General features: G+C 73.7%; 16 protein-coding genes. 11 read left to right on the top strand and 5 right to left on the bottom strand.

What is annotated here, in order from left to right; translation table 11 throughout:
* Positions 1–90 precede the first annotated feature (90 nt).
* The 6 genes from FHS22_RS29425 (at position 91) to hrpA (ending at position 10,774) form a co-directional block, all read left to right on the top strand.
* Positions 91–1,851, top strand: a complete 1,761-nt coding sequence (locus FHS22_RS29425; protein WP_184946972.1) for an ABC transporter ATP-binding protein — start codon at positions 91–93, stop codon at positions 1,849–1,851.
* A 151-nt stretch (positions 1,852–2,002) separates the two neighbouring features.
* Positions 2,003–2,737, top strand: a complete 735-nt coding sequence (ppgK, locus tag FHS22_RS29420) for a polyphosphate--glucose phosphotransferase (protein WP_184946970.1) — start codon at positions 2,003–2,005, stop codon at positions 2,735–2,737.
* A gap of 119 nt (positions 2,738–2,856) precedes the next feature.
* Entirely contained in the window at positions 2,857–3,399 is a 543-nt protein-coding gene (locus FHS22_RS29415) for a hypothetical protein (protein WP_184946969.1), read from the top strand.
* On the top strand, positions 3,392–4,237 hold the full coding sequence (locus FHS22_RS39400; protein WP_338048010.1) for a class F sortase: 846 nt from the start codon (positions 3,392–3,394) through the stop codon (positions 4,235–4,237). Before FHS22_RS29415 ends, FHS22_RS39400 begins: the two co-directional genes overlap by 8 nt.
* Positions 4,238–4,403: 166 nt before the next feature.
* The gene (locus tag FHS22_RS39395; RefSeq protein ID WP_184946967.1) at positions 4,404–6,713 is read left to right on the top strand and encodes a glycoside hydrolase family 6 protein; all 2,310 of its coding nucleotides are present in this window, start codon (positions 4,404–4,406) and stop codon (positions 6,711–6,713) included.
* Between the two features lie 167 nt (positions 6,714–6,880).
* Positions 6,881–10,774: an ATP-dependent RNA helicase HrpA gene (gene hrpA, locus FHS22_RS29400; RefSeq protein WP_184946965.1), complete on the top strand. Its 3,894-nt coding sequence runs from the start codon at positions 6,881–6,883 to the stop codon at positions 10,772–10,774.
* A gap of 85 nt (positions 10,775–10,859) precedes the next feature.
* On the opposite strand, the gene FHS22_RS29395 is transcribed toward hrpA, so the two are convergent.
* On the bottom strand, positions 10,860–11,351 hold the full coding sequence (locus FHS22_RS29395) for a DUF1579 family protein (protein WP_184946963.1): 492 nt from the start codon (positions 11,349–11,351) through the stop codon (positions 10,860–10,862).
* 198 nt (positions 11,352–11,549) lie between these two features.
* Between FHS22_RS29395 and FHS22_RS29390 the strand changes: the two genes are divergently transcribed.
* Entirely contained in the window at positions 11,550–14,318 is a 2,769-nt protein-coding gene (locus FHS22_RS29390) for a winged helix-turn-helix domain-containing protein (RefSeq protein WP_184946961.1), read from the top strand.
* Between the two features lie 85 nt (positions 14,319–14,403).
* Here the strand turns inward: FHS22_RS29390 and FHS22_RS29385 are convergent, their stop codons facing one another.
* Positions 14,404–16,824 (bottom strand): ATP-binding cassette domain-containing protein, encoded by a 2,421-nt coding sequence (locus FHS22_RS29385; protein ID WP_184946959.1) that lies wholly within the window; start codon positions 16,822–16,824, stop codon positions 14,404–14,406.
* 107 nt (positions 16,825–16,931) lie between these two features.
* Here FHS22_RS29385 and FHS22_RS29380 point away from each other — a divergent pair, with 107 nt between their 5' ends.
* Positions 16,932–17,702, top strand: a complete 771-nt coding sequence (locus FHS22_RS29380; protein ID WP_184946957.1) for a MerR family transcriptional regulator — start codon at positions 16,932–16,934, stop codon at positions 17,700–17,702.
* A gap of 33 nt (positions 17,703–17,735) precedes the next feature.
* Positions 17,736–18,383: an HAD family hydrolase gene (locus FHS22_RS29375; protein ID WP_184946956.1), complete on the top strand. Its 648-nt coding sequence runs from the start codon at positions 17,736–17,738 to the stop codon at positions 18,381–18,383.
* 198 nt (positions 18,384–18,581) lie between these two features.
* Here FHS22_RS29375 and FHS22_RS29370 read toward each other — a convergent pair whose 3' ends face one another.
* Together FHS22_RS29370 and FHS22_RS29365 are read right to left on the bottom strand one after the other, a co-directional pair.
* Positions 18,582–18,848, bottom strand: a complete 267-nt coding sequence (locus tag FHS22_RS29370) for a hypothetical protein (protein ID WP_260408408.1) — start codon at positions 18,846–18,848, stop codon at positions 18,582–18,584.
* Positions 18,849–19,049: 201 nt separating this feature from the next.
* Entirely contained in the window at positions 19,050–20,588 is a 1,539-nt protein-coding gene (locus FHS22_RS29365) for a gamma-glutamyltransferase family protein (protein WP_184946952.1), read from the bottom strand.
* Between the two features lie 243 nt (positions 20,589–20,831).
* Between FHS22_RS29365 and FHS22_RS29360 the strand changes: the two genes are divergently transcribed.
* Entirely contained in the window at positions 20,832–21,521 is a 690-nt protein-coding gene (locus FHS22_RS29360; RefSeq protein ID WP_184946950.1) for a response regulator transcription factor, read from the top strand.
* Positions 21,522–21,667: 146 nt separating this feature from the next.
* Positions 21,668–23,299 (top strand): ATP-binding protein, encoded by a 1,632-nt coding sequence (locus FHS22_RS29355; RefSeq protein ID WP_184946948.1) that lies wholly within the window; start codon positions 21,668–21,670, stop codon positions 23,297–23,299.
* A 224-nt stretch (positions 23,300–23,523) separates the two neighbouring features.
* Here FHS22_RS29355 and FHS22_RS29350 read toward each other — a convergent pair whose 3' ends face one another.
* Positions 23,524–24,654, bottom strand: coding sequence for an amidohydrolase family protein (locus FHS22_RS29350; RefSeq protein ID WP_184946946.1), 1,131 nt, complete (start codon positions 24,652–24,654; stop codon positions 23,524–23,526).
* Positions 24,655–24,792 lie beyond the last annotated feature (138 nt).

The following is a 24,792-nucleotide window of genomic DNA, read 5'->3' as shown; positions in this document are numbered from 1 at the left end:
GCCGTACCCGCGCGCTCTGGCGGGGCGAAACATTCGCGAAATCTCCACAGGAGAGGATGAGGGGGAGATCTATCCGGATATGGGGGATTAGTGGTCGGCGCTCTCGATCATCGTTACCGGGGTGAGCACCCCGTCCGCACGCTCGCCTACCTCTTCAAGGAGGAGCGGCCCAAGCTCCTCGTCGCGGTCCTGGCCTTCCTGGTCAAGCACAGCCCGATCTGGGTCCTGCCACTGGTCACCGCGAACATCATCGACGTCGTGGAGCACCGCAGCCCGGTGGCGAGCCTGTGGGCCAACACGGCGGTGCTGCTGGCCCTGCTCCTGCTCAACTACCCCCTGCACCTCCTCTACGTCCGCTGCCTGCACGGGGCGATCCGGCGGGTGGGCACCGGCCTGCGCTCCGCGCTGTGCCGCCGCATGCAGCACCTGTCCATCGGCTACCACTCGCGGGTCAGCGCCGCCGTGCTGCAGACCAAGGTGATCCGCGACGTCGAGAACATCGAGCAGACCGCCCAGCAGACGGGTGACATGGGCCTGTCGGCGCTGACCACGCTGGCCGGCGGCCTGGTGATGGTCGCCTTCCGGGTGCCCGCCGCCATCCCGGTCTTCCTGGTGGTCGTGCCCGCCGCGGCGTACCTGGTCATGCGGATGCGCGCCCGCATGCGCGAGGACAACGAGAGCTTCCGCCGCGAGATCGAGAAGCTCTCCGCCCGGGTCAGCGAGATGACCACGCTGATCCCGATCACCCGCGCGCACGGCCTGGAGCGGGACGCGCTGCACCGGGTCGACGGCACGCTGACCAGCGTGCTGCGCAAGGGCCTCCGGCTCGACCTGGTCAACGGCAGCTTCGGCGCACTGGCCTGGATCCTGCTCAACGTGCTCGGCGCGGCCGTCCTGGCCGGGTCCGCGCTCGTCGCCTACCACCAGGTCATCCCGGTCAACAGCGGGGACGTGGTCATGCTGAGCACCTTCTTCCCGATCCTCACCTCGGCGGTCACCTCGCTGCTCAGCCTGACCCCGGTGATCAACAAGGGGCTCGCCTCGGTGCGCTCGGTCGGCGAGGTGCTCCAGGCACCCGACCTGGAGCACAACGCGGGCAAGGCGGAGGTGGCCTCCGCCCGCGGCGAGGTGGAGTTCCGCGGCGTCGGGTTCGCCTACGGGGACCCGGACGAGGCCCCGGCGGTGAAGGACTTCACGCTGAAGGTGAGCCCCGGTGAGACGATCGCGCTGGTCGGGCCCTCCGGGGCGGGCAAGTCGACCGTGCTCAACCTCGTCATCGGCTTCCTCCGCCCCACCGCGGGCCGGATCCTGCTCGACGGCCGCGACATGGAGGGGCTCGACCTGCGCACCTACCGCAGGTTCCTGTCGGTCGTGCCCCAGGAGTCGATCCTGTTCGAGGGGAGCATCAGGGAGAACGTCACCTACGGCCTGACCGGCGTCTCCGAGGAGCGGGTGCGGCGGGCGCTGGAGGACGCCAACGCGACGGAGTTCATCGACCGGCTCCCCGGCGGGCTCGACACGGTCGTCGGGGAGCGGGGCGCCCGCCTCTCCGGCGGCCAGCGGCAGCGCCTGGCCATCGCCCGCGCGCTGATCCGGGACCCGCGCGTGCTGATCCTGGACGAGGCGACCTCCGCGCTGGACACCCGCTCGGAGGCGCTCATCCAGCAGGCGCTGGCGCGCCTGGTCGCCGGCCGCACGGTCTTCGTCGTCGCCCACCGGCTGTCCACCATCCGCGGCGCCGACCGCATCGTGGTGATGCGGGACGGCGGGATCGAGGAGGTCGGCACCCACGAGGAGCTGATGCGCCTGCGCGGCGTCTACGCCGGGCTCCAGGGGGCGCAGCCCGCCTGAGCGCGCCTCGCGGCGGAGGCGTCCCGCGTCCTGACGGCCGTCCCGGACGCGCCGGCGCCGCCGCGGGCGCCGCGCGCGGAGGCCCGGCGAACCCCGAGGCCGTTCTTTTGCCGTCCCCTCTCGTGGGTAGGGGGCGGCGAGGAGGAAGACCATGCGAGCACTGGGAATCGACATCGGAGGCTCGGGGATCAAGGGAGCCCCGGTGGATCTGGAGAGGGGCGAGCTGACCGAGGAGCGGCTGCGGATCCCGACCCCCGCCCCGGCCACGCCCGAGGCGGTCGCCGAGGTGGTCGGGCGGATCGCGGGCCACTTCTCGTGGAGCGGGCCGGTCGGGGTGACCTTCCCCGGGGTGGTGCTGGACGGCATCACCATGACGGCGGCCAACATGAACCCCGGCTGGGTCGGGGTGGACGCGCGGACGCTGTTCGCCGCGGCGACGGGCGACCCCGTGGCCGTGCTCAACGACGCCGACGCGGCGGGGCTCGCCGAGGTGGCGGTCGGCGCGGCCAAGGGGGAGGCCGGGGTGGTGCTGATGCTGACCTTCGGCACCGGGATCGGCAGCGCCCTGTTCGCCGACGGCCGCCTGGTGCCCAACACCGAGCTCGGCCACCTGGAGATCCGCGGGAAGGACGCCGAGAAGCGCGCCTCCGACCACGCGCGCGAGCACCACGACCTGAGCTGGGAGGAATGGGCCGGGCGGGTGGAGGAGTACCTCCGCCACGTCGAGATGCTGTTCTCCCCCTCGCTGATCGTCATCGGCGGCGGGGTCAGCAAGAAGGCCGACAAGTTCCTGCCCCACGTGAGCGTGCGGACCCGCCTCGTCCCGGCGGTGCTGCGCAACGAGGCCGGGATCGTCGGCGCCGCGATGGCCGCCGCGGACCTTTGATCGACTTGTGCGTCATATGCCGGAAAGGCCGTCCAGCCTTTGGTCGTACTTTGCCGGACACGCTCTCTGACCTGGGTAGATAGGGGAGGTCAGCAAGATCCGATCGAGGGCGGGGCGAGATGGCGCGGCGCACGGGTGTTCTGGGACGCTGGATCGGGGCGGTCGCCGCGGCGGCCGCCGTGGCCGCGGGGGCGGCCTCGCCCGCCGCGGCGCTCCAGGACGACGTGGAGGTCTCGCCGGCCAGGGTCGAGCCCGGCGGCGGTGTCGAGATCACGGCGCACGACTGCGGGGGGACCGCGATCGCCAAGTCCGAGGCCTTCCAGGACGACGTCGAGCTCACCGGCGGGAGCGAGGGCGACCCGGCGGGCTCGGCGAAGGTGGCTGCGGCGGCCGAACCGCGCAGCTATGTCGTGGAGGTCGAGTGCGAGGGCACCGGCGTCACCCTCTACGGCTCCTACGAGGTCGTCGGCGACGGCGGCCCGGACACCGGGGGCGGCGGCCTCGCCCTGGCCGGGGGAGCGGCGGAGCACGGGACGGCGGCGGCCGCGGACGGGCCGTCGGGGACGGCGGTGGCGGCGTGGGGCGCCGGCTGCGCCGCCCTGCTCGCCGGGACCGCCGGGCTGGCGCTGGTACGGCGCCGCCGGGCGGCGGGGCGTGGCTGACCGTCCCGGGACGGACGGCGGGTGCGCGCCCGCGGCCCGGAGCGGCGTGCCGGGGGCGCGGGAGCGCGCGACGGCGGCCGCACGGTCCGTCGCGGAGGCCGTCCGGCGGCTGGTTCCGGCCTCGGGCCTCGGGACGGCGGTCCCGGCGCTGGGTCTCGGGACGGTCCTGCTGGCCGGCGGGTGCATGGCGGGAACCGGGGAGAGGGCGGACCCGGCCCTGGCCCGCTCCCTTCCGGTCATCGCGCCGGTCCTCCCCGGGGCGTCCGCCGTGCCGGTCCCGCCGGCGGCGGCCGCGGGAGCCGGTAGGCGCGCCCGGGAGAAGGGGCGCGGGTGGCCCGCCCCGCTGCCCGGCATGCCCGGCGCGGCCGAGCCGCTGTCGCTCGTGGTCCCGCGCGCCGGGGTCAACGCCCCGATCACCTGGACGGGCTCCACCTCCGAGGGCGTCCTGGAGGCGCCGCCGCTCTGGCAGGCCGATCTGGCCGGCTGGGACAGGACCGGCCCGATGCCGGGCGAGCCGGGGCCGGCGGTCATCGTCGGTCACCTGGACACCAGGACCGGCCCCGCCGTCTTCGCCCGGCTGCCCCGCCTGGTGAGGGGCGACACGGTGGCCGTGATCCGCCGGGACGGGAGCGTGGTGGTCTTCCGGGTGACCGCGACCGAGCGGGCACCGAAGACGGACTTCCCGGTGAGCCGGGTCTACCGGGCACGGCCGTACCCGACGATCCGACTGGTCACCTGCGGAGGGCGCTACGACCCCGCGCGCCACTCGTACGAGGAGAACCTGATCGTCTACGGCGACTTCGCGGCCTGGTACCGGTTGGCGGACTTCCCCGGGTGACGGCCGGCCCGCGATCTGAAACTTTCATCGGGTCGTGATGGCGTTCCCCGAGGTCAGGCGGGAGAAAGGCGTCGCGGAGCCGTCTGCGGAAGGTTGAACGCTGTACACATTCCGGAAACGTCCGGACTATGGGAGCGCTCCCACTCTTCCTCTGGAGATGACACCCATGAGAGCTCATCCGCGCCGCCATGCCTGGCGCAACCGGGCTGCGACCACGGCGGCCCTGCTGGTGGCCGCCGCGGGCCTGGCCGCAGGTCAGGTCGGGACGGCCCACGCGGCCGTCGCCTGCGACGTCGCCTACTCCACCAACGACTGGCAGGGCGGTTTCACCGCCAACGTCACGATCAAGAACCTCGGCGACGCGCTCGACGGCTGGACCCTCGGCTTCACCTTCACCGGCGGCCAGAGGCTCCAGCAGGGCTGGTCGGCCACCTGGGCCCAGGCCGCGGGCTCGGACAAGGTCACCGCGAAGAACCTCGAGTGGAACGGCAAACTCGCCACCGGCGCCTCCACGAGCATCGGTTTCAACGGCTCGTGGACCGGCTCCAACCCCAAGCCGACGGACTTCACGGTCAACGGCGTCTCCTGCGGCGGGCAGCCCCCGGTCAACCAGGCCCCGACCGTCAGCCTGACCAGCCCGGCGAGCGGCTCCTCGCACGCCGCCGGCGAGGCCGTACCGCTCGCCGCGACCGCCTCCGACGACGGCGCGGTCAGCAAGGTCGAGTTCTACGTGGACGGCGCGCTCGTAGGCACCGACACGACCGCCCCCTACACCCACTCCGCCACCGGGCTGGCCGCCGGCTCCCACACCGCCACGGCCAAGGCCTACGACAACGGCACCCCGGTCCTCAGCAAGGAGAGCGCCGCGGTCCCCTTCACCGTGACCGGGACGAGCACCCCGTCGATCGTCGCCTCCGCGGCCTCGGTCAGCGTCCCCGAGGGCGGCAGCAAGACCGTCGGGTTCAAGCTCAGCCGGCAGCCGTCGGGCAACGTCACGGTCAACCTCGCCAAGACCGGTGACGCCGACCTCACCGTCGCGCCCTCCTCGCTGACCTTCACCGCCTCCAACTGGAACACGGCGCAGAACGCGACGGTCTCCGCCGCGGAGGACTCCGACGAGGCGAACGGCACCGCCACCATCGCGGCCGCCGCCACCGGGCACACCGGCGCCTCGGTCACCGCGACCGAGGAGGACAACGACGGCGACACGCCGCCGGTCGGCGAGCACGTCGACAACCCCTACGAGGGCGCCACCGGCTACGTGAACCCGCAGTGGTCGGCCAAGGCCGCCGCAGAGCCGGGCGGCGACGCGGTGGCGAACATCTCCACCGGCGTGTGGATGGACCGCATCGCGGCCATCGAGGGCGCCGGATCGGCCATGGGCCTGCGCGACCACCTCGACGAGGCGCTGAAGCAGGACGCCGCCAACGGCAGCAAGCCGCTGACGATCCAGATCGTCATCTACAACCTGCCCAACCGCGACTGCTCGGCGCTGGCCTCCAACGGCGAGCTGCTCATCGCGCAGGACGGTCTGAACCGCTACAAGACCGAGTACATCGACCCGATCGCCGCGATCATGAAGGACCCGAAGTACGCGGCGCTGCGGATCGTGACGGTCATCGAGATCGACTCGCTGCCCAACCTGGTCACCAACCTCAACGTGGCCAAGTGCCAGGAGGCCAAGGACAGCGGCGCCTACGTCAACGGCGTGCGCTACGCCCTCGACAAGCTGCACGCCATCACGAACGTCTACACCTACATCGACGCCGCCCACCACGGCTGGATCGGCTGGGACACGAACTTCGGCCCGTCCGCCGAGCTGTTCGCCACCACCGTCGCCGGCACCGCCAAGGGCTTCGAGAGCGTCGACGGCTTCATCACCAACACCGCCAACTACTCGGCGCTGAAGGAGCCGCACTTCACCATCAACACCACGGTCAACGGCCAGACGATCCGCCAGTCCAAGTGGGTCGACTGGAACTTCTACGTCGACGAGCTCTCCTTCGCCCAGGCCTTCCGGCAGGAGCTCATCCGGCGGGGCTTCAAGTCGACCATCGGCATGCTGATCGACACCTCCCGCAACGGCTGGGGCGGCACCGCCCGCCCGGCGGCGCCCAGCACCTCCACGGTGATGGACACCTTCGTCAACGACTCGCGCGTCGACCGCCGGATCCACGCCGGCAACTGGTGCAACCAGAGCGGCGCGGGCCTCGGCGAGCGGCCGCAGGCCAACCCGGCCCCGGGACTGGACGCCTACGTCTGGATCAAGCCGCCGGGCGAGTCCGACGGCTCCAGCAAGTTCATCCCGAACGACGAGGGCAAGGGCTTCGACCGGATGTGCGACCCGACCTACGAGGGCAACGAGCGCAACGGCCACAACAAGAGCGGCGCCCTGGCGGACGCCCCGATCTCCGGGCAGTGGTTCTCCGCCCAGTTCCAGGAGCTGCTCAAGAACGCCTACCCGCCCGTCCAGTAGTCCCCTGACGGTTCGGTAGAGCCCGGCCCCGCCGTCCCCCACGAGGGGGCGGCGGGGCCGTACCGCGTGGAGGGGCCCGGCGGATATTGGGATGCGCGCGGGGAACGGGTCAGGCACCATGGGCGGTTGGCTCCTGACCCGTGGGCCGAAAGTATCCTGGCAGCAGTATGGGAACGCCTCCGTTGACACCTCCACTCGCCGAGCTCCACGCTCGCCTGCCCGAGCTGACCCTCCGCGACCAGCGGCGGCTGGGGCGGCGGCTCGACGGCGCCCGCAAGGTCAGGAACCGCTCCGCGCAGCAGAAGATCGCCGCGGAGATCGGCGCCGACATCGAGCGGGCCGAGCGGCGCATCGCCGTACGGCGCGCGGGCGTGCCGGCGGTGAGCTACCCGCAGGCGCTCCCGGTCAGCCAGCGCAAGGACGACATCCTGGAGGCGGTCCGCGACCACCAGGTGGTGATCGTCGCCGGTGAGACGGGCTCGGGCAAGACCACCCAGCTCCCGAAGATCTGCCTGGAGCTGGGCCGGGGCGTCCGGGGCCTGATCGGGCACACCCAGCCCCGCCGGATCGCGGCCAGGACCGTGGCCGAGCGGGTGGCCGAGGAGCTCGACACCCCGCTCGGCGAGGCGGTGGGCTACAAGGTGCGCTTCACCGACCAGGTGAGCGACGGCACGCTCGTCAAGGTCATGACCGACGGCATCCTCCTGGCCGAGCTGCAGGGCGACCGCGACCTCGCCCAGTACGACACGCTGATCATCGACGAGGCGCACGAGCGCAGCCTCAACATCGACTTCATCCTCGGCTACCTCAAGCAGCTCCTGCCGCGCCGCCCCGACCTGAAGGTGATCATCACCTCGGCGACCATCGACCCGGAGCGCTTCTCCCGGCACTTCGGCGACGCCCCGATCGTGGAGGTGTCCGGCCGGACCTACCCCGTCGAGGTGCGCTACCGGCCGGTCGCCGAGGACGACGACCAGATCCAGGCCATCGGCAACGCGGTGGACGAGCTCTGCCTGGAGGGCCCCGGCGACGTCCTGGTCTTCCTCAGCGGCGAGCGGGAGATCCGCGACACCGCCGACGCGCTCTCCAAACGCGGCGACATCGAGGTCCTGCCGCTGTACGCGCGCCTGTCGGCCGCCGAGCAGCACCGGGTCTTCCAGCCGCACCGGGGCCGCCGCGTCGTGCTGGCCACCAACGTGGCCGAGACCTCCCTGACCGTGCCCGGCATCAAGTACGTGGTCGACCCCGGGTTCGCCCGCATCTCCCGCTACAGCCACCGCACCAAGGTCCAGCGCCTGCCGATCGAGGCGGTCTCCCAGGCCTCGGCCAACCAGCGCAAGGGGCGCTGCGGCCGCGTCTCCGAGGGCGTGTGCATCCGGCTCTACGAGGAGGAGGACTTCCTCGCCCGCCCGGAGTTCACCGACCCGGAGATCCTGCGCACCAACCTCGCCTCGGTCATCCTGCAGATGACCTCCATCGGCCTGGGCGACATCGCGGCCTTCCCGTTCGTCGAGCCGCCGGACCAGCGCCAGGTCAAGGACGGCTTCGACCTGCTGCGCGAGCTCGGCGCCTTCGACGAGGACAAGCGCATCACCCCGCTGGGCCGCAAGCTCGCCGGGCTCCCGGTGGACCCGCGGCTGGCCCGGATGGTGCTGGAGGCCGACCACAACGGCTGCGTCCGCGAGGTCATGGTCATCGCCGCCGCCCTGTCCATCCAGGACCCGCGCGAGCGCCCGGCCGACAAGCAGCAGGCCGCCGACGAGATGCACCGGCGCTTCGCCGACTCCGAGTCGGACTTCGTCTCCTACCTGAACCTCTGGAACCACCTGCAGGACAGGCAGAAGGAGCTCTCCTCCAGCGCCTTCCGGCGGTTGTGCAAGGCCGAGTTCCTCAACTACCTGCGGGTACGCGAGTGGCAGGACGTCTACAGCCAGCTCCGCCAGATGTCGAAGTCGCTCGGCGTCACGCTGAACAGCACGCCCGGAGACGAGCAGAAGATCCACGTCTCGCTCCTGTCCGGCCTGCTCTCCCACGTCGGCGTCAAGGACATCGACAAGAAGACCGCGCAGGACGGCCCGCGCCGGCCCATGACGGAGTACATAGGAGCCCGCAACGCCCGCTTCGCGATCTTCCCCGGCTCCGCGCTGGCCAAGAAGCAGCCGCTCTGGGTGATGTCCGCCGAACTGGTGGAGACCTCCCGGCTCTGGGCCCGGGTCAACGCGAAGATCGAACCCGAGTGGGTGGAGCCGCTGGCCCAGCACCTGATCAAGCGCACCTACTCCGAGCCGCACTGGGAGAAGAAGCAGGCCGCCGTCGTGGCCTACGAGAAGGTCACCCTGTACGGCGTGCCGATCGTGGCCCAGCGCAAGATCAACTACGGCCGGATCGACCCGGAGACGAGCCGGGAGCTGTTCATCCGGCACGCCCTGGTCGAGGGCGACTGGGAGACCCACCACGCCTTCTTCGCCGAGAACCGCAGGCTCCTGTCGGAGGTCGAGGAGCTGGAGGAGCGCGCCCGGCGCCGCGACATCCTCGTCGACGACGAGACGCTCTTCGACTTCTACGACCAGCGTGTCGGCGCCGACGTCGTCTCCGGGCGGCACTTCGACTCCTGGTGGAAGAAGACCCGGCAGACCGACCCCGACCTGCTGAACTTCGAGAAGTCGATGCTGATCAGCGAGACGGCCGGGGACGTCAGCCAGCGCGACTACCCCGACGTCTGGCGGCAGGGCGGCCTGCGGTTCCCGCTGACCTACCAGTTCGAGCCCGGCGCCGACGCCGACGGCGTCACCGCGCACATCCCGCTCTCCCTGCTCAACCAGGTCAACGTCGAGGGCTTCGACTGGCAGATCCCCGGCCTGCGCGAGGAGCTCCTCACCGCGCTGATCCGCTCGCTGCCCAAGAACATCCGGCGCAACTTCGTGCCCGCCCCCAACTACGCCAGGCAGGTCCTGCAGCGGGCCGAGCCCACCCAGGAGCCGCTCCTGGCCGTGCTGGAGCGGGAACTGCTCAACCTCACCGGCATCCGGGTCCCGCGCGACGCCTGGCAGCTCGACCAGGTCCCCGACCACCTGAAGATCACCTTCCGGGTGGTCGACGGGCGCAAGCACAAGCTCGCCGAGAGCAAGGACCTGGCCGGCCTCAAACGCAAGCTCGCCCCCAAGCTCCGCCAGACCCTCTCCAAGGCCGCCGGAATCGAGCAGACCGGGCTCACCACCTGGAGCCTGGGCGAGCTGCCGAAGACGTTCGAGCAGCGCAGGATGAAGGCCTATCCCGCGCTGGCCGACGAGGGCGCGAGCGTGGCCGTGCGGATGTTCGAGACCGAGGCCGAGCAGCGCCGCGCCATGTGGGAGGGCACTCGCAGGCTGCTGCTGCTCAACACCGCCTCCCCGGCCAAGCAGATTCTCGGCGGCCTGGACAACCAGGCCAAGCTGGCGCTGAGCCGGAGCCCGCACGCGGGCGCCACGGCGCTGTTCGACGACTGCATCGCCTGCGCCGCCGACAAGCTCATGGGCGAGTACGGCGGGCCGGTCTGGGACGAGTCCGCCTTCACCACCCTGCACGACAAGGTCCGCGCCGAGCTGTTCGACACCACCGCGGAGGTGGTCGACCGGGTCCGGGGCATCCTGGCCGTCTGGCACGCCGTCAGCACCCGGCTGGCCGAGTCGCGCTCCACCCCGGCGGTGGAGGACATCCGCGGCCAGGTCGCCGACCTCGTCTACCCCGGCTTCGTCACCGCCACCGGCCACGCCCGCCTGCCCGACCTGCTGCGCTACCTGAAGGCGGCCGAACGCCGCCTGGAGAAGCTCCCCGACGACCCCTACCGCGACGAGGAGCGCATGCACAGGATCCACGACATCGAGGACGACTACCACGACCTGGTCGAGAAGCTCCCGCCCGCCCGCCGCGGGGACGAGGACGTCCGGAAGATCCGCTGGATGATCGAGGAGCTCCGGGTCAGCTACTTCGCCCAGACCCTCGGCACGCCGTACTCCATCTCCGACAAGCGCATCCGCAAGGCGATGGAGGGCATCGACCTGGGGGTGTCCTTCCAGCGCTAGGAGAGCGCCGGGGGTCTCGCCGTGATGCGCGACGCGGCGGCCTGAGCGGCCCGGGCGCTTCGCGCATCACCCGGCGGATCCGTCCTCAGCTCTCCCCGCTGGTCCTGGTGAGGGTGTAGGTCATCATGGGGGCCCACCGGTCGTCGCCGACGGGCACCTCGGAGTCGACGGTGACGGAGCCGTCGGCGCCGGGGGTGCGGATGATGCGGGCCGGGCCGGTCACCACGAGGGCGTCGCCGTCGAAGCCGCCGTGGTACTTGCTGCCGGTCTCGTCGTACGGGCCGAGGCTGTTGAAGAAGTGGGTGCGGTACCGCTCGGTGGCGGGGTCGTAGTCGTAGAACTCGTACCCGGAGTCGACGACCTGGGCTCCGGCGACCTCGAAGGTGCTGGTCCAGCGGTGGACGAGGAAGAAGCCGCCCTCCATCCACTCATAGGTCTCCCAGCCGGTGATCTCGGTGGCCGGGCCCATCGGCCCCTCGACGGTGGAGCCCTTCAGGTCCCAGGAGCCGACCAGGAAGTCGAGCCGCTTGAGGGCGGGGTGGGGGACCGGCATCTCGAACTCGGCGTTCTCGGACATCTTCTCTTCCCTTCGCCTCCGCCGCGTGCGGCGGTTCGTTGTTTCTTATGTCCCTATCGTGCTCCGGCGCGGTACGGGCCGGCATCCGTGGCGACCACCTGCCCGGTACGTGGAGACCACGTGGTCGCCACGGGGTGCGGCGGGCGAGTTGACAGGAAATGATCACTTGGATCCGATAAGTCGTTCATGATGAGTGCCGTGGAGCAGACGCAGCCTGTCGTGGTGTCCGCGCGCGAGGCCGAGGTCCTGGCCCTGCTGGGCGCGCACCTGTCCAACGCCCAGATCGCCGGCCGCCTGCACATGTCGGTGCGCACCGTCGAAGGCCACGTGTCGTCGCTGCTGCGCAAGTACGGCGTCGGCGGCCGCAGGGCGCTCGCCGACCTGGCCGGGACGGCATCGCAGGGCCCTCCGGCCCCCGGCCGGATACTGGGCCTGCCCGCGGCCCGCACCTCGTTCGTCGGGCGCTCCGCGGAGCGCGACCTGGTGCTGGCCGCGCTGGAGCAGGGCCGGCTGGTGACGATGACGGGCTCCGGCGGGGCCGGCAAGACCCGGCTGGCGGCGGTCGTCGCCGGAGCGGCCGCGTCGCTGTTCCCCTCCGGCGGGGCGTTCGTGGACCTGGTGCCGGTGGAAGGGGAGTCCCTGCTCCAGGCGGTGGCATCGGCGCTGGAGGTGGCCGAGCGCCCGCCGCAGCCGCTGCGGGAGACGGTCGCCGAGCGGCTGGGCCGGGGCCGCTGCCTGGTGGTGCTGGACAACTGCGAGCACCTCCTGGAGGCGGTCACCACGTGGGTCGAGCAGATCCTGGCGGCCTGCCCGGACCTGGTGGTCCTGGCCACCAGCCGGGAACGGCTCGGCCTGTCCGACGAGCAGACCGTCCCGATCGGACCGCTGCCGCTGGCCTCCGACGCCGAACAGCTGTTCCGCGAGCGCGCCCTGGCCGCCGACCCGCACCACGCGGCCGACCCGGCGGTCATCACCGACCTGTGCGGCCGGCTGGACGGGCTGCCGCTGGCGATCGAACTGGCCGCGGCCCGCAGCGCCTCCCTCGGCGCCACCGGTCTGCTCACCGGGCTGGGCGACTACCTGCGGCTGCTGGCCGGCGGCCGCGGGGCGGCGGTACGGCACCGCTCGCTGCGCGCGGTGATCGACTGGAGCCACGAGCTGCTGGACGAGGAGGAACGCGCGCTGCTGCGCCGGCTGGCCGTCTTCACCGGGGGCTTCACCCTGGACGCCGCGGTGGAGGTGACCGCCGCCGGCGACCACGCGGCGGTCGCCGACGTCCTCGGCCGGCTCGTCGACAAAAGCCTGGTCTCCCGGCGCCCCGCAGCGGGCCGGTGGCACCTGCTGGAGACCATCCGCGCCTTCGCCGCCGAGCAGCTCGACATCAGTGGCGAACGGCCCGGCACGCGGAGGCGGCACCTGCACTGGGCGGCCTCCGCCGCCGCCTCCCTGGAGGCCTCCCTGGACGGCGACCGGTGGCGCGACGACCTCGACGACGTCAGCGGCGATCTCCAAGCAGCCCTGGACGGCGCGGACCGGGCGGATGAGAACGCCCACCGGCTCGCCCGCTCACTCGCGCGCCTGACCTACGCCCGGCACTTCCCCGGGCGGGCCCTGGAGCTGTTCCGCCTGGCCGCGGCACTCGCCCCCACCCCTGGCCAGGCCGCCCTGGACCTGTGCGGCGCCGCCGATACCAGCCACGTCGTCACCGCCTCCACGGGGGAGGCCTTCGAACTGCTGCTGGCCGCGGCGGAGCGCTACCGGCTCGCCGGCGACGGCGACGGCCGGGCGGTCTGCCTGGCCCGGGCGGTGGAGACCGCCTGCCGTTACCCGGCCGGGCTGCCCGAGCCGATCCCACCGGCCCGGCTGGCCCGGCTGCTGGCCGACGCCACCGCGGCCGGCGACCCCGCCGTCCCCCGCGTCGCCGCGCATCTGGCGGCCGCGGCGGCGTGGGTCCCCACCGGCGACCAGCCCGGACCCGACCCCGCACGCGCCCGGGCCGCGCTGGAGGCCGCCCACCGGACCGCGGACCCCGTACTGGTCGGCGCCGCCCTCGACGCCGTGTGCACGGCGGCCAAGAACGCCGGACGGCTGCGTGAAGCACACCGGCACTCCCTCCAGCGCCTGGCGCTGCTGGAGAGCATGGACCACCACGACCCGCGCGCGACAGCGGAGATCGAGGACGCCTTCCTGGCCGCGAGCACCCTGGCCATCGCCGTCGGCGACCTGCCCGCGGCCCTGACCACCGCCAGACGCGCCGCCGGCAGCGCGCTCATCGGCGAGGCGCCCTTCATCACCGCCAACCAGCTCATCCCGGTTCTGGTGCTGACCGGCGGCTTCGACCAGGCCCAGCACCACGCCGAGGCGCTGTGGAACTGGTGGCGGCAGAGCGGCCGGCCGGCAGCGGGCCGGACGTGGCCGGCGTTCGCGATGAGCATGCTCCTGCACGGGCTGCGCGGCGATCGCGAGGAGCAGCGGCGGTGGCACCGCCGCACCTGCGAGGCCGTCGGGCCGCACAACGCCCACTGGCTGGGTGAGTCGTCCCTGACCGCCTTCATCGACCTGCGGCTCGCCGTCCACCATCACGACACGGCCGCCGCGCCACGGCTCGTCGACCGGATCTTCGCCGACTCCGGCGGGGTGTCCCACCTCGTCTACACCCGTGCGCTCGCCGCCGAACTGGCCGTCATCGCCGCTCTGCCCGCCGCCGACGACCACCTGGCCGCCGTGGAGGCCGACGCCGGCGAGAACGACTGGGCGCTGGCCTGCCTCGCCCGCGCCCGCGGCAGACTGCACGAGGACCCGCGGCAGGTGACCGCCTCGGTCGAGGGCTGGGAGCGCATCGGCGCCCGCTTCGAACGCGCCCAGACGCTGCTGCTGCTTCCCGGCCGGACCGCCGAGGGACTCGCCGAACTGGCCGCCCTCAGTGCCTCGCCTGTGCGGACGGGGGCCGCCCTCGTCTTCGGCTGAACGGCACCCCGCCCCTGCGGGTCACCCGCCGCCCGCCCAGCCGGCGGGGCGGGCGGCGGGTGACCCGGCCGTGCCGGGGCCGGTCCTACGCCCGGCCGACGTAGTCGCGCAGATGCACGGCGGTGAGGGACGTGCCGCCGTCGACGAGCTCGGCGGGGGTGCCGGAGAAGACGACCCGGCCGCCGTCGTGGCCGGCGCCCGGGCCGAGGTCGATGATCCAGTCCGCGTGCGCCATCACCGCCTGGTGGTGCTCGATGACGATGACCGTGTTGCCGTCGTCGACCAGCCGGTCCAGCAGGCCGAGCAGGTGGTCGACGTCGGCCAGGTGCAGCCCGGTCGTCGGCTCGTCCAGGACGTAGGTGGTGCCGTTCCTGGCCATGTTGACGGCCAGCTTCAGGCGCTGCCGCTCGCCGCCGGACAGGGTGGTGAGCGGCTGGCCCAGGCCCAGGTAGCCCAGCCCCACCGCGGTCAGGCGGCCCAGGACGGCCTGCGCGGGACCGGTGGTGAAGAACTCCGCCGCCTCGGCGACCGGCATCTCCAGCACCTCGCTGATGTTCTTGCCGCGCAGCGTGTACGAGAGCACCTCGGGGGTGAACCTCCTGCCCTCGCACTCCTCGCACACCGTCGCCACCCCGGCCATCATCGCCAGGTCGGTGTAGATGAGGCCGATGCCCTTGCAGGCGGGGCAGGCGCCCTCGGAGTTCGCGCTGAACAGCGCCGGCTTCACCTTGTTGGCCTTGGCGAACGCCGTGCGGATCGGGTCGAGCAGGCCGGTGTAGGTGGCCGGATTGCTCCGGCGCGAGCCGCGGATCGGCGACTGGTCGGCCACCACCACGCCCTCCCGGCCGGAGACGTAGCCGTGGATGAGCGAGCTCTTGCCGGACCCGGCGACCCCGGTGACCACGGTCAGCACGCCGAGCGGGATGTCGGCGTCGACGCCGCGCAGGTTGTGCAGCGTGGCGCCCCTGATCGGCAGCCAGCCGGTGGGGCCGCGGAAGCTCTCGCGCAGCCCGACCCGGTGGTCGAGGTAGCGGCCGGTCAGGGTGCCGGAGGCGCGCAGCCCCTCCAGGTCGCCGGTGTAGCAGAGCCGGCCGCCCGCGGAACCGGCGCCGGGGCCGAGGTCGACCACGTGGTCGGCGATCCCGATCATCTCCGGTTTGTGCTCCACGACGAGCACGGTGTTGCCCTTGTCGCGAAGCTGGAGCAGCAGGCCGTTCATCCGCTGGATGTCGTGCGGGTGCAGCCCGGCGGTGGGCTCGTCGAAGACGTAGGTGACGTCGGTCAGACTGGAGGTGAGGTGCCGGACCATCTTCACCCGCTGGGCCTCGCCGCCCGAGAGCGTGCCGGACTCCCGGTCCAGGCTCAGGTAGCCCAGGCCGATCTCCACCAGCGAGTCCAGCGTCGACCTCAGGTTCTCCAGGACCGGTTTGATGGCGGGATCGCTGATCTTCCGGACGAACTCGGCCAGGTCGTTGATCTGCATCGCCGAGCACTCGGCGATGCTGAGACCCTCGATCTTCGCCGAGCGCGCCGCCTCGTTCAGGCGCGTGCCGCCGCAGTCGGGGCAGCCGGTGAGCTTGACCGCGCGGTCGGCGAACTCGCGCGCCTGCCCCTTCATCGACTCGCGGTCCTTGCCGAGGTACTGCCTGCGCACCCGGACGGCGAGCCCCTCGTAGGTGAGGTTGCTGGTGCCGACCCTGACCTTGGTGGAGGGCCGGTGGAGGAAGTCCTCCCACTGCTGCGGCGTGAAGTCCTTCAGTTTGACCGCCGGGTCGTAGAAGCCCGAGTTCGCCATCACCTGCCAGTACCAGGTGTCCACCCCGAACCCGGGCACCTTGATCGCACCCTCGTTCAGGGAGAGGTCCCGGTCGACCAGTTCGCCGACGTCGATGTCGGTGATCATGCCGAGCCCCTCGCAGGCCGGGCACATGCCCTGGGGGGTGTTGAAGCTGAAGGCGTAGGCGGGGCCGACGTGCGGGGTGCCGATCCGGCTGAACACGATCCGCAGCATCGTGTAGGTGTCGGTGGCGGTGCCCACGGTCGAGCGGGCGTTGGCGCCCATCCGCTCCTGGTCGACGATGATCGCCGCGCTCAGGTTGTGCAGCGCGTCCACGTCGGGCCGGTTGAGGCTCGGCATGAAGCCCTGGATGAACGCGGTGTAGGTCTCGTTGATCAGCCGCCGCGACTCCGCGGCGATCGTGTCGAAGACGAGTGAGGACTTGCCGGAGCCGGAGACCCCGGTGAAGACGGTGAGCCGCCGTTTGGGGATGTCGAGGGAGATCCCGGTGAGGTTGTTCTCCCGGGCGCCGCGGACCTGGATGTCATCGTGGCTGTCCGCGGCGGTGCGGTCCGGTCTGCGCGGATCGCCGTGGGGACGGGCGCCGCCGTGGCGACCGGAGGCCGCGGCCGGCGCGTCCCCCGCCGCGGTTCCGCCTTCCGGCAGGCGGTCGTTCTCTTCCGATGAAAGCTGACGCGTCGATGCTCCTGAACTGCTGCCGACATTCATGCCTTCAAGTCTCTCATTGAAGTCCCTATGAAGACTTTTCTGATCGAACGGCGAATAATGCTGCGTATATGGACGGCAACCTTAAACCAGGAGGCGAATGCCGGCCGATGGCGGGCGGAGCCGGAGACCGCGGAGCGGCCGGGTCGCGCCCCGTCGACCTGGCCCGGCTGGCGGGCGTCTCGCCCCAGCAGATCCGCAACTACGCCGACATGGGCGTCCTGCCCGCGGTCCCCCGTACCCCCTCCGGTTACCGCAGGTTCGACGGCCGGCACCGCCGGGCCCTGCTCGCGTACCTGGCGCTCGAACGGGGGTACGGCCTGCACGCCGCTCGATCGATCATGCAGGCCGTCCACGCGGGAGACCTGCCCCGGGCGCTCATGCTCGTGGACGCCGGTCACGCCGCGCTGCACGAGCAGCGGCTCTCCCTGCGGGCGGCGGGCGAGGCGCTGGAGGCGGTCGCGGCGCGGGCCCCGGAGGCCGCGGGGGTGCCGCGGTCGGGCATGCGCATCGGGGAGGTGGCCGCCTACCTGGGCGTACGCACCTCCGCCCTGCGGCTGTGGGAGTCCACCGGGCTGCTGACCCCCCGGCGCGAGGAGGGTACGGGATACCGCCTGTTCGACCCGGCGGACGTCCGGGACGCGCGGATGGTCCACATGCTCCGCCAGGGCCGCTACCCCCTGGCCCGGATCGGGCCCATCCTCGACGGCCTGCGCCGTACCGGCGGCAGCGACGCGCTGCGCGCGGCCATCGCGCAGCGCCAGGCGGAGCTGACCGAGCGGTCGGCCGCCATGCTCGAAGGCTCCGGCCTCCTCCACGGCCACGTGACGGCGCTGGGCTCCGCAGCGGGCGGGGACGGAAGCGCACTACCGGGCAACTAGGATTCGGAAGGCTCATCGAAGGGGGAGGATGCCGTGATCCGGGCGCTGGTGTTCGACGTGGGGGAGACCCTGATCGACGAGACGCGGATCTGGTCCCGCTGGGCGGACCGGCTCGGCGTCACCCGGGCCACGATGCTCGGCGTGCTGGGCGGCATGGCCGCGCTCGACCGGTCCCACCGCGACGCCTTCCAGATCGTCAGGCCGGGGATCGACGTCGAGGCCGAGCAGGAGGCGTGGAAGCGCGACGATCCCGACGGGCTCCGGGTGAACTTCGACGCCGACGACCTCTACCCGGACGTCCGGCCGGGCCTGACCGCGCTCCGCGGGCTCGGCTACGAACTGATCATCGCCGGGAACCAGCCGCCTCAGGCCCACGACGCGCTGGCCGCGATGGACCTGCCGGTGGACGGCATCTACACCTCCGACGGCTGGGGGATCAGCAAGCCCGACCCCGCCTTCTTCGCCAAGGTCGTCGCGGTCTCGGGCCGCGAGCCCGGCGAGATCCTCTACGTGGGCGACCGCCTCGACAACGACGTCTTCCCGGCCCGTGCAGCGGGCATGCGCACGGCGCTGATCCGCCGGGGACCCTGGGGGCACCTGCACGCGGCCCGGCCGGAGGCGGCCCAGGCCGACCACGTCGTCGACGGCTTCCCCGGCCTGGTCGCCGCCGTACGGCCCTGACGCCCGCCGCCGTACGGCCCTGACGCCCGCCGCCGTACGGCCCTGACGCCCGCCGCCGTACGGCCCTGACGCCCGCCGCGGTACGGCCCGGGCGGCTGCGGGGTGCGGTCCCGGCGGTCCGCTCCCGGCCCGGCGGGGCGCACGGGGTACCGGCCCCCGCGGCCTGGCCGCAGGAGCGCCGGAGACGACCGCGGCGGGCTATCTGCCACGGTCGATGCGGATCGCGCGCTCCTCGGCCGACAGGTCGTTGCGGTCGACGTCGGTGATGTAGGAATCCTGTACCTCGTCGGAGCCGGGTGCGACCAGCCGGCCCTCCTCGCGCGGGACCCGCTCGCGTTCCGGGGCCTCGCGGCGGAGCCGCTCGTCCAGGGTGTCCCGGTGCCAGGGGTCGTCCTCGAGGATCCGATGGTTGAAGCCGAGGTCGCTGGTCGCCTGCTCGACCTCGATCGACTGTTCGTCGCTCATTCCGTAGCGATCTGGAAATAGTTGGCTCATACCGGAGGAACTACCCGATATAGGACAGGGAAACCGCAGGTCAGGGCGGACGCGTCCCACGGGCGCGGAGGGCCGGGACGGGCCCGCCCGGGGTCCGGGCCGGCCGTGCGGCCCTCCGGGCATGGCCGGCCGCGCGGATCTCCGGTCCGGGTCGACCGCGCGGCCCTCCGGTCACAGCCCGGCGGCGGCCCCGATGAGCGAGCGCGGGTCGGCGGCCCCGGCCAGCACCCCCGAGGGGAGCAGGTCGATCAGGTGGGCGTGGCCGAAGGCGGAGCCGTACGGCAGCGCGCCGACCGGGTGGCCGCGCCGCGCGAGGCCCTCGCCCCACGGGCCGCCCTCCTCGACCTCGACCACGGCCTCGTCGGGGACCTGCCAGGTGTCGAAGCCGGTGCCGCCGGAGCCCAGCCGCCAGCGCGGGGCCCCGATCGCCTCGCCGGGGCTCTGCCCGCAGGCGAGCAGCCGGGTGAGGACCTGGAGCAGGATCTGCGGCTGCGCGTCGCCGCCCATGGTGCCCGCGACCGAGCGGAGCGTGCCGTCGGCCCGGGTGACCAGCGCCGGCACCAGGGTGTGCGGAGGGCGGCGGCCGGGACCGTACTCGGCGGGGTGCCCGGCGGTGAGGGAGAAGCCGATGCCCCGGTTGTGCAGGTTGATGCCGGTACGCGGCTCGAAGATCAGGCTGCCGAACCCGGCGGCGTTGGACTGGATCAGGGAGACGCCCATGCCGTCGCCGTCCACCGCGCACAGGTAGGTGGTGTCGCCCGGAGCGGCCAGGTCGCGGACGGCGAGCCGCCGGGCCGGGTCGATCAGGGCACGGCGCGCGGCGGCCGAGTCCAGGGCGGCGGTGACGGACGCACCCTCGAACAGCAGGTCGGGCCGGTCGTGCCCGGCGACCCGCGCGGACTCGGCCAGCAGGTGCGCCCAGAGCGGGTCGGCCGGGTCGGCGGGCAGGTCGAGCCCCTCCGCGACCGCCAGCCCGAGCAGCAGCAGGTAACCCTGGGAGTTGGGCGGCGCCGTCCACACGTCGTGCCCGAAGACCCGCACCCGCAGCGGGTCCACCCACTGCGCGCTCTGCCCGGCCAGGTCGTCCTCGGTGTACTCGCCGCCGCCGGCCGCGAGCAGCCCCTCCCCGAACTCGCCGAGGTAGAAGCCGTCCCGTCCGCCGGCCAGCGCCGTCAGCGCCCGGGCCACCCCCGGCCGCCGGACCAGGTCGCCGGCGGCCCGCGCCGGGGCGAAGTCCTCGCACAGGGGGCCGACCCTCGCCAGGCCGGGGGCCAGGAGCGGGGAGACCGGGAAGCCTCCCGCGGCGTGGCCGATCGCCGGGGCGAGCACCTCGGACAGCGGCAGCCTGCCGTACCGGCCGTGCAGCGCCAGCCACCCGTCCGCGCAGCCGGGCACCGGGACCGAGCGGATGTCGTGGTGGAACGGCATGTGCGTGCGCCCCTCGGCCCGCAGCCGCTCGGGATCGGCCCCCGACCCCGCCCGCCCGGAGGCGTTGAGCGCGGCCGGGGCCCCGGACCCGTCGTGCACCAGGGCGAACAGGTCCCCGCCCAGCCCGCACATGTGGGGCGCCGTCACCGCCAGCACGGCGTTGGCCGCGACGGCCGCGTCGGCCGCCGACCCGCCCCGCTCCAGCATGGTGACCCCGGCCCGCGAGGCCAGGTGATCGACGGTGCAGACCATGCCGGAGCGCGCGTAGCGGGTGTTGTGCATGTCCAGAGCGTACGGCCCCGCCACCCGGCCGGGGCCCCGCCTCCGGTGCGGGGCCGGTCAGGGAACCCCCCTCCGCACCTTAAGAGAACCTCCGCACCTTAAGAGAATCCAGCGGCGTCCGCGCTCGCCACGGGCGGGGACGGCGGAGGCGGACTCCCGGCCGCGACGGGAGCGCCACCGCTGCCATAGGGTGTCGGGCGTCCCCGGATCCGCCGGGCCGCGTCGTCCCCGCAGGAGCACTCGATGGCAGGGCATCGGATTCTCGTCGTCGACGACGATCCGGCGATCCTGCGCTCTCTGGGCAGGGGCCTGCGACTGGCCGGATTCTCCGTGGAGGCCGCCGGCTCCGGGACGCGGGCGCTGGAACTGGCCGGAGGGGCCGACGCGATCGTCCTCGACGTCTCGATGCCCGGGATGACCGGGACGGAGGTGTGCGCCCGGCTGCGGGCCTCGGCCTCGGACGTGCCGGTGCTGATGCTCTCGGCCATGGACGAGACGGCCGACCGGGTGGCCGGGCTGGCCGCCGGGGCCGACGACTACGTCGTCAAGCCGTTCGACCTGGAGGAGCTGGTGCTCCGGCTGCGCGCCCTGCTGCGCAGGGCCGGCGGCGCCTCCGGCGCTCCCGGCGCGCCGGTCCGGGCGGGCCCGCTGACGGTCGACCCGGACACCCGCCGGGTCACCCTGAACGGCCGGGAGATCGAGCTGACGCGGCGGGAGTTCGACCTGCTGGAGGTGCTGGCGCGCAACGCCGGGGTCGTGCTGTCCCGGCCGGTGCTGCTGGAGCGGGTCTGGGGGTACGACTTCGCGGTGACCGGCAACGCAGTGGACACCTTCGTCGGCTACCTGCGGCGCAAGCTGGAGGCCGGGGGAGAGCCCCGCCTGGTGCACACGGTGCGCGGCGTCGGATTCGTGCTCCGGGACCCCCGGCGGTGAACCCGCCTGCCGGGGAGCCCCGGAACCCGTCCCCCGCCCTCTCCGGAACGGGCGGGAGTCCCCCCTCCGCCGCTCCGGGGACGGTCACGGGCCCGCCGGCCGCGGCCCGGGGAACGGCCGGGAGCCGGTTCACGGGACGCCCGGCCGTGCGGCTGTCCACCCGCTTCGCCGTCTGCCTCGCCGTACTGGTCCCGCTGCTGGTGCTGCTGGCCGGGGCGCTCGTGCTGGGCCTGGCCGCCCAGGACCTGCGCGCCGAGCGGGACCGGCAGCTGACGGTACGGCTGCGCGCCCTCACGCCGATGGCCGCCGCCTACGCCCGGCGGACCGGCCTCGCCCCCGGCGGCACGCCGGAGCTCCTCGGCCGCCGGCTGGCGACGGCGGCCGCGGGAGCCGAGAGTCCGGGCGGGATGTACCTGGAGGCGCCCGGGGCCGAGCCGCTCGTCGTCGGAGACGTGCCCGGGACGCTGCCCGCCGAGACGCCCGGCGGGGCCGTCAGAGGAGAGGACGGATCCGCCACCGGGACGCCCGGCCGGGTCACCGCCGAGGAGGACGGACCGGCGGCCACCGGAGGGGGCGGAGTCGTCGGCCCGGCCACCTTCACCGAGGGCGGGCGGCGGTGGCGGTTCGCGGCGGTGGATCTCGGCGTGCGCGGCGACCGGGGCCGGCTGTGGGTGTTCGACCCGGAGGACCGCCTGGCCGGGCAGTTCCGGACACTCGTCAGGAGAGTGGGGCTGACCACGCTGATCGCGGCGGGTGCGGGGGCCGCGGCCGGTCTGGCGCTCGGCCGCTTCGCGGTCCGGCCGCTGACGGCGCTCCACGGGCAGGCGCGCGGGATCGACGAGCCGTCCCGGACGGGGACCCGGCTGGGGACCGCCTCCGGGGTGACCGAGATCGACGAGCTGGCCGCCCTGCTCAACGAACTGCTCGACCGGCGGGACGCGGCGGTGGCGCGCACCGGCGAGGCCCTGGAGACCGCCCGCGCCTTCGCCGCCACCGCCGCGCACGAGCTGCGGACCCCGCTGACCAGCATGGGCACCAATCTGGACCTGCTCGGCCACCCGGAGCTGGACCCGGCCGGGCGCGCCGAGACCCTCGCGGACCTGGTCGCCGAGCACGCCCGGATGCAGCGGCTGATCACGATGCTGCGCGCGCTGGCCCGCGGCGAACTGCTCGACCCGGGGGCCTTCACCGAGGTGGACCTGACCGAGGTCGTCGCCGCCGCGGCCGAGGACGCCGACCGCCGCCACCCGCACGCCGTGATCACCACCGCGCTCGCGGACGGCCTCCCCGTCCGCGGATGGCCGGAGGGGCTGCGGATGATCGTGGACAACCTCCTCGACAACGCCGCACTCCACGGTACGGACGCCCGCGGCCGGGCGGAGATCACCGTCACCCTGGCCCCGGCAGCCCCGGCAGCCCCGGCGGCCCCGGCAGCCCCGGCGGCCCCGGCGGCGGCCGGTCCGGCTCCCGCCCGTCCGGCTCCGGACGGCGGCGTCGCCGTACTCGCCGTCCGCGACACCGGTCCCGGCATCCCGCCCGCCGACCGGGAGCAGATCTTCGACCGCTTCCACCGCCGCCCCGGCAGCCCCGGCTCCGGCCTCGGCCTCACCCTGGTCCGCCGGCAGGCGGCCCTGCACGGAGGCGCCGCCGCCGTGACCGGACCGTGCGACGCAGCCGGAACGAGCGGCCCCGGGACGGCCGGCGCCGGAACACGGGTCGAGGTGCGCCTGCCGGCAGTCGTCCGCCGGGCGGAGGGGGAGCACGGGACGACGGCGTAGCCGGTGGCGGGGGCCGGCGGCGGGCGCGGGCCGTACGGAGGTCCGGCCTCGCTCGGCCTGGTGTCGCCCCGGTTGTCGCCGCCGGTGGTGCCGCCGTCCCCGATGTGGTGCCTGGCGGTGGCCAGGACCGACGTCCGGCCGTCCAGCGACACCTTTGACAGCAGGTCGGCCACCCGGGCCGGAACGCTCAGCGACGGGCCCGGACGCGTGTCACGCCGGACGGTTCATGCGGTGGCGGTGGCGTCCGCCGGTCCGGCGGTCTGCCGCGGGGCCGTACGCCGCCAGGCGGGGCGGCCTGCGGTGTAGGCGGCCAGGCAGCGGCCCGGGCCGGCGTGGAGCAGGGCGGTGCAGGCGGCCGCCGCGTCGGCCTCGACCGCGAAGACGGCGAAGTCGGCGCGGCTGCCCGGTTCCAGGCGGCCCAGGCGACCGGGACCGTCGGCCAGGCCGAGGGCCCGGGCGCCGCCGAGGGTCAGGGCCTCGATCAGGAGGCGGTCCAGGCCGGGGTCGCGGGGGAGCGCGCGGCTGATCCGGCGGGCGGCGGCCAGCGGGTCGCCGCCGGCGCGGGTGCCGAGGGCGACCGGGTTCCCGCCGTCCAGCAGTCCTTCGGCGGCGAACGGGGAGGTGACGGCCGCGACGGTGCCCCGGACGCGCAGGAGCTTGCGGTCGGCCTCGTCGAGCGGGGCGGAGAGCGCCACGTGGGTGCCGGGGCCGAGGGCGCCCACCTCCTCGAGGAACGCGGGGCTCAGGGGCCGGGCGCCCGGGAACGCCTCGTCCGGGGATCCGGCGTCCGGCGGGGCGGCGGGGCGGTGACCGAGCTCGACCAGGAGCCGCAGGCCGAACGTCCGGGACAGGATGGCCAGGTCCTCCAGGACCAGGGGGTCGGGGGAGTGCGCGGCGATGCCGATGATCCCCGGATGGTCGACCTCGCGGATGGCGGTGATGAGCCGGTCGCGCTCGCCCGCCTCCCAGAGGACCTCGCTCGCGCAGCGCGTCTCCAGGTAGGTCACCCCTGCCAGAGCGGCCTCGCCGGGCAGGGAGGCGGCGTCCAGGTCGGCGGCCACGCCTCCGGCCGCGGTGACGCCGTGGGCGGAGGCGGACAGGAGACCGCGGCCGAGCCGGACGTGCGCGTCGACCAGCCCGGGAACGATCATGCCGGGCCAGCGCGTCGGCCCGGAGCCGGGATAGGCGGCCTCGATCTCCTCGCGGGGACCGACGGCGACCACCCGGCCGCTCCGGACGGCGAGCGCGCCGTCGGCGACCGGCGGCCCGGAGACGGTCAGGACCAGCGGAGCGCTGTGCACCGTCACCGCGGGGAGCGCGTGCGCGCCGGAGAGCGGTCCGGCACGCATGGGCATGTGGATGCTCCCGTCTGGTCGTCCCCTTGGGAGAGATTAAAGGGATCTGTCGGCACTTCTCAATCATCCTGAGGGTTCCCGGGGCCGGCCGGTTGCGCGGGGCGGCCCGCGGCCCCGGAACCGGCGTGCGTCCGCTCC

Origin of the sequence: Thiemannella venezuelensis (assembly GCF_014203605.1) — a bacterium.
Taxonomy (GTDB): Bacteria; Actinomycetota; Actinomycetes; order Streptosporangiales; family Streptosporangiaceae; genus Planomonospora_A; species Planomonospora_A venezuelensis.
Note: the sequence above shows the minus strand (reverse complement) of the source record. Positions and strands in the feature narration are given on the sequence as shown.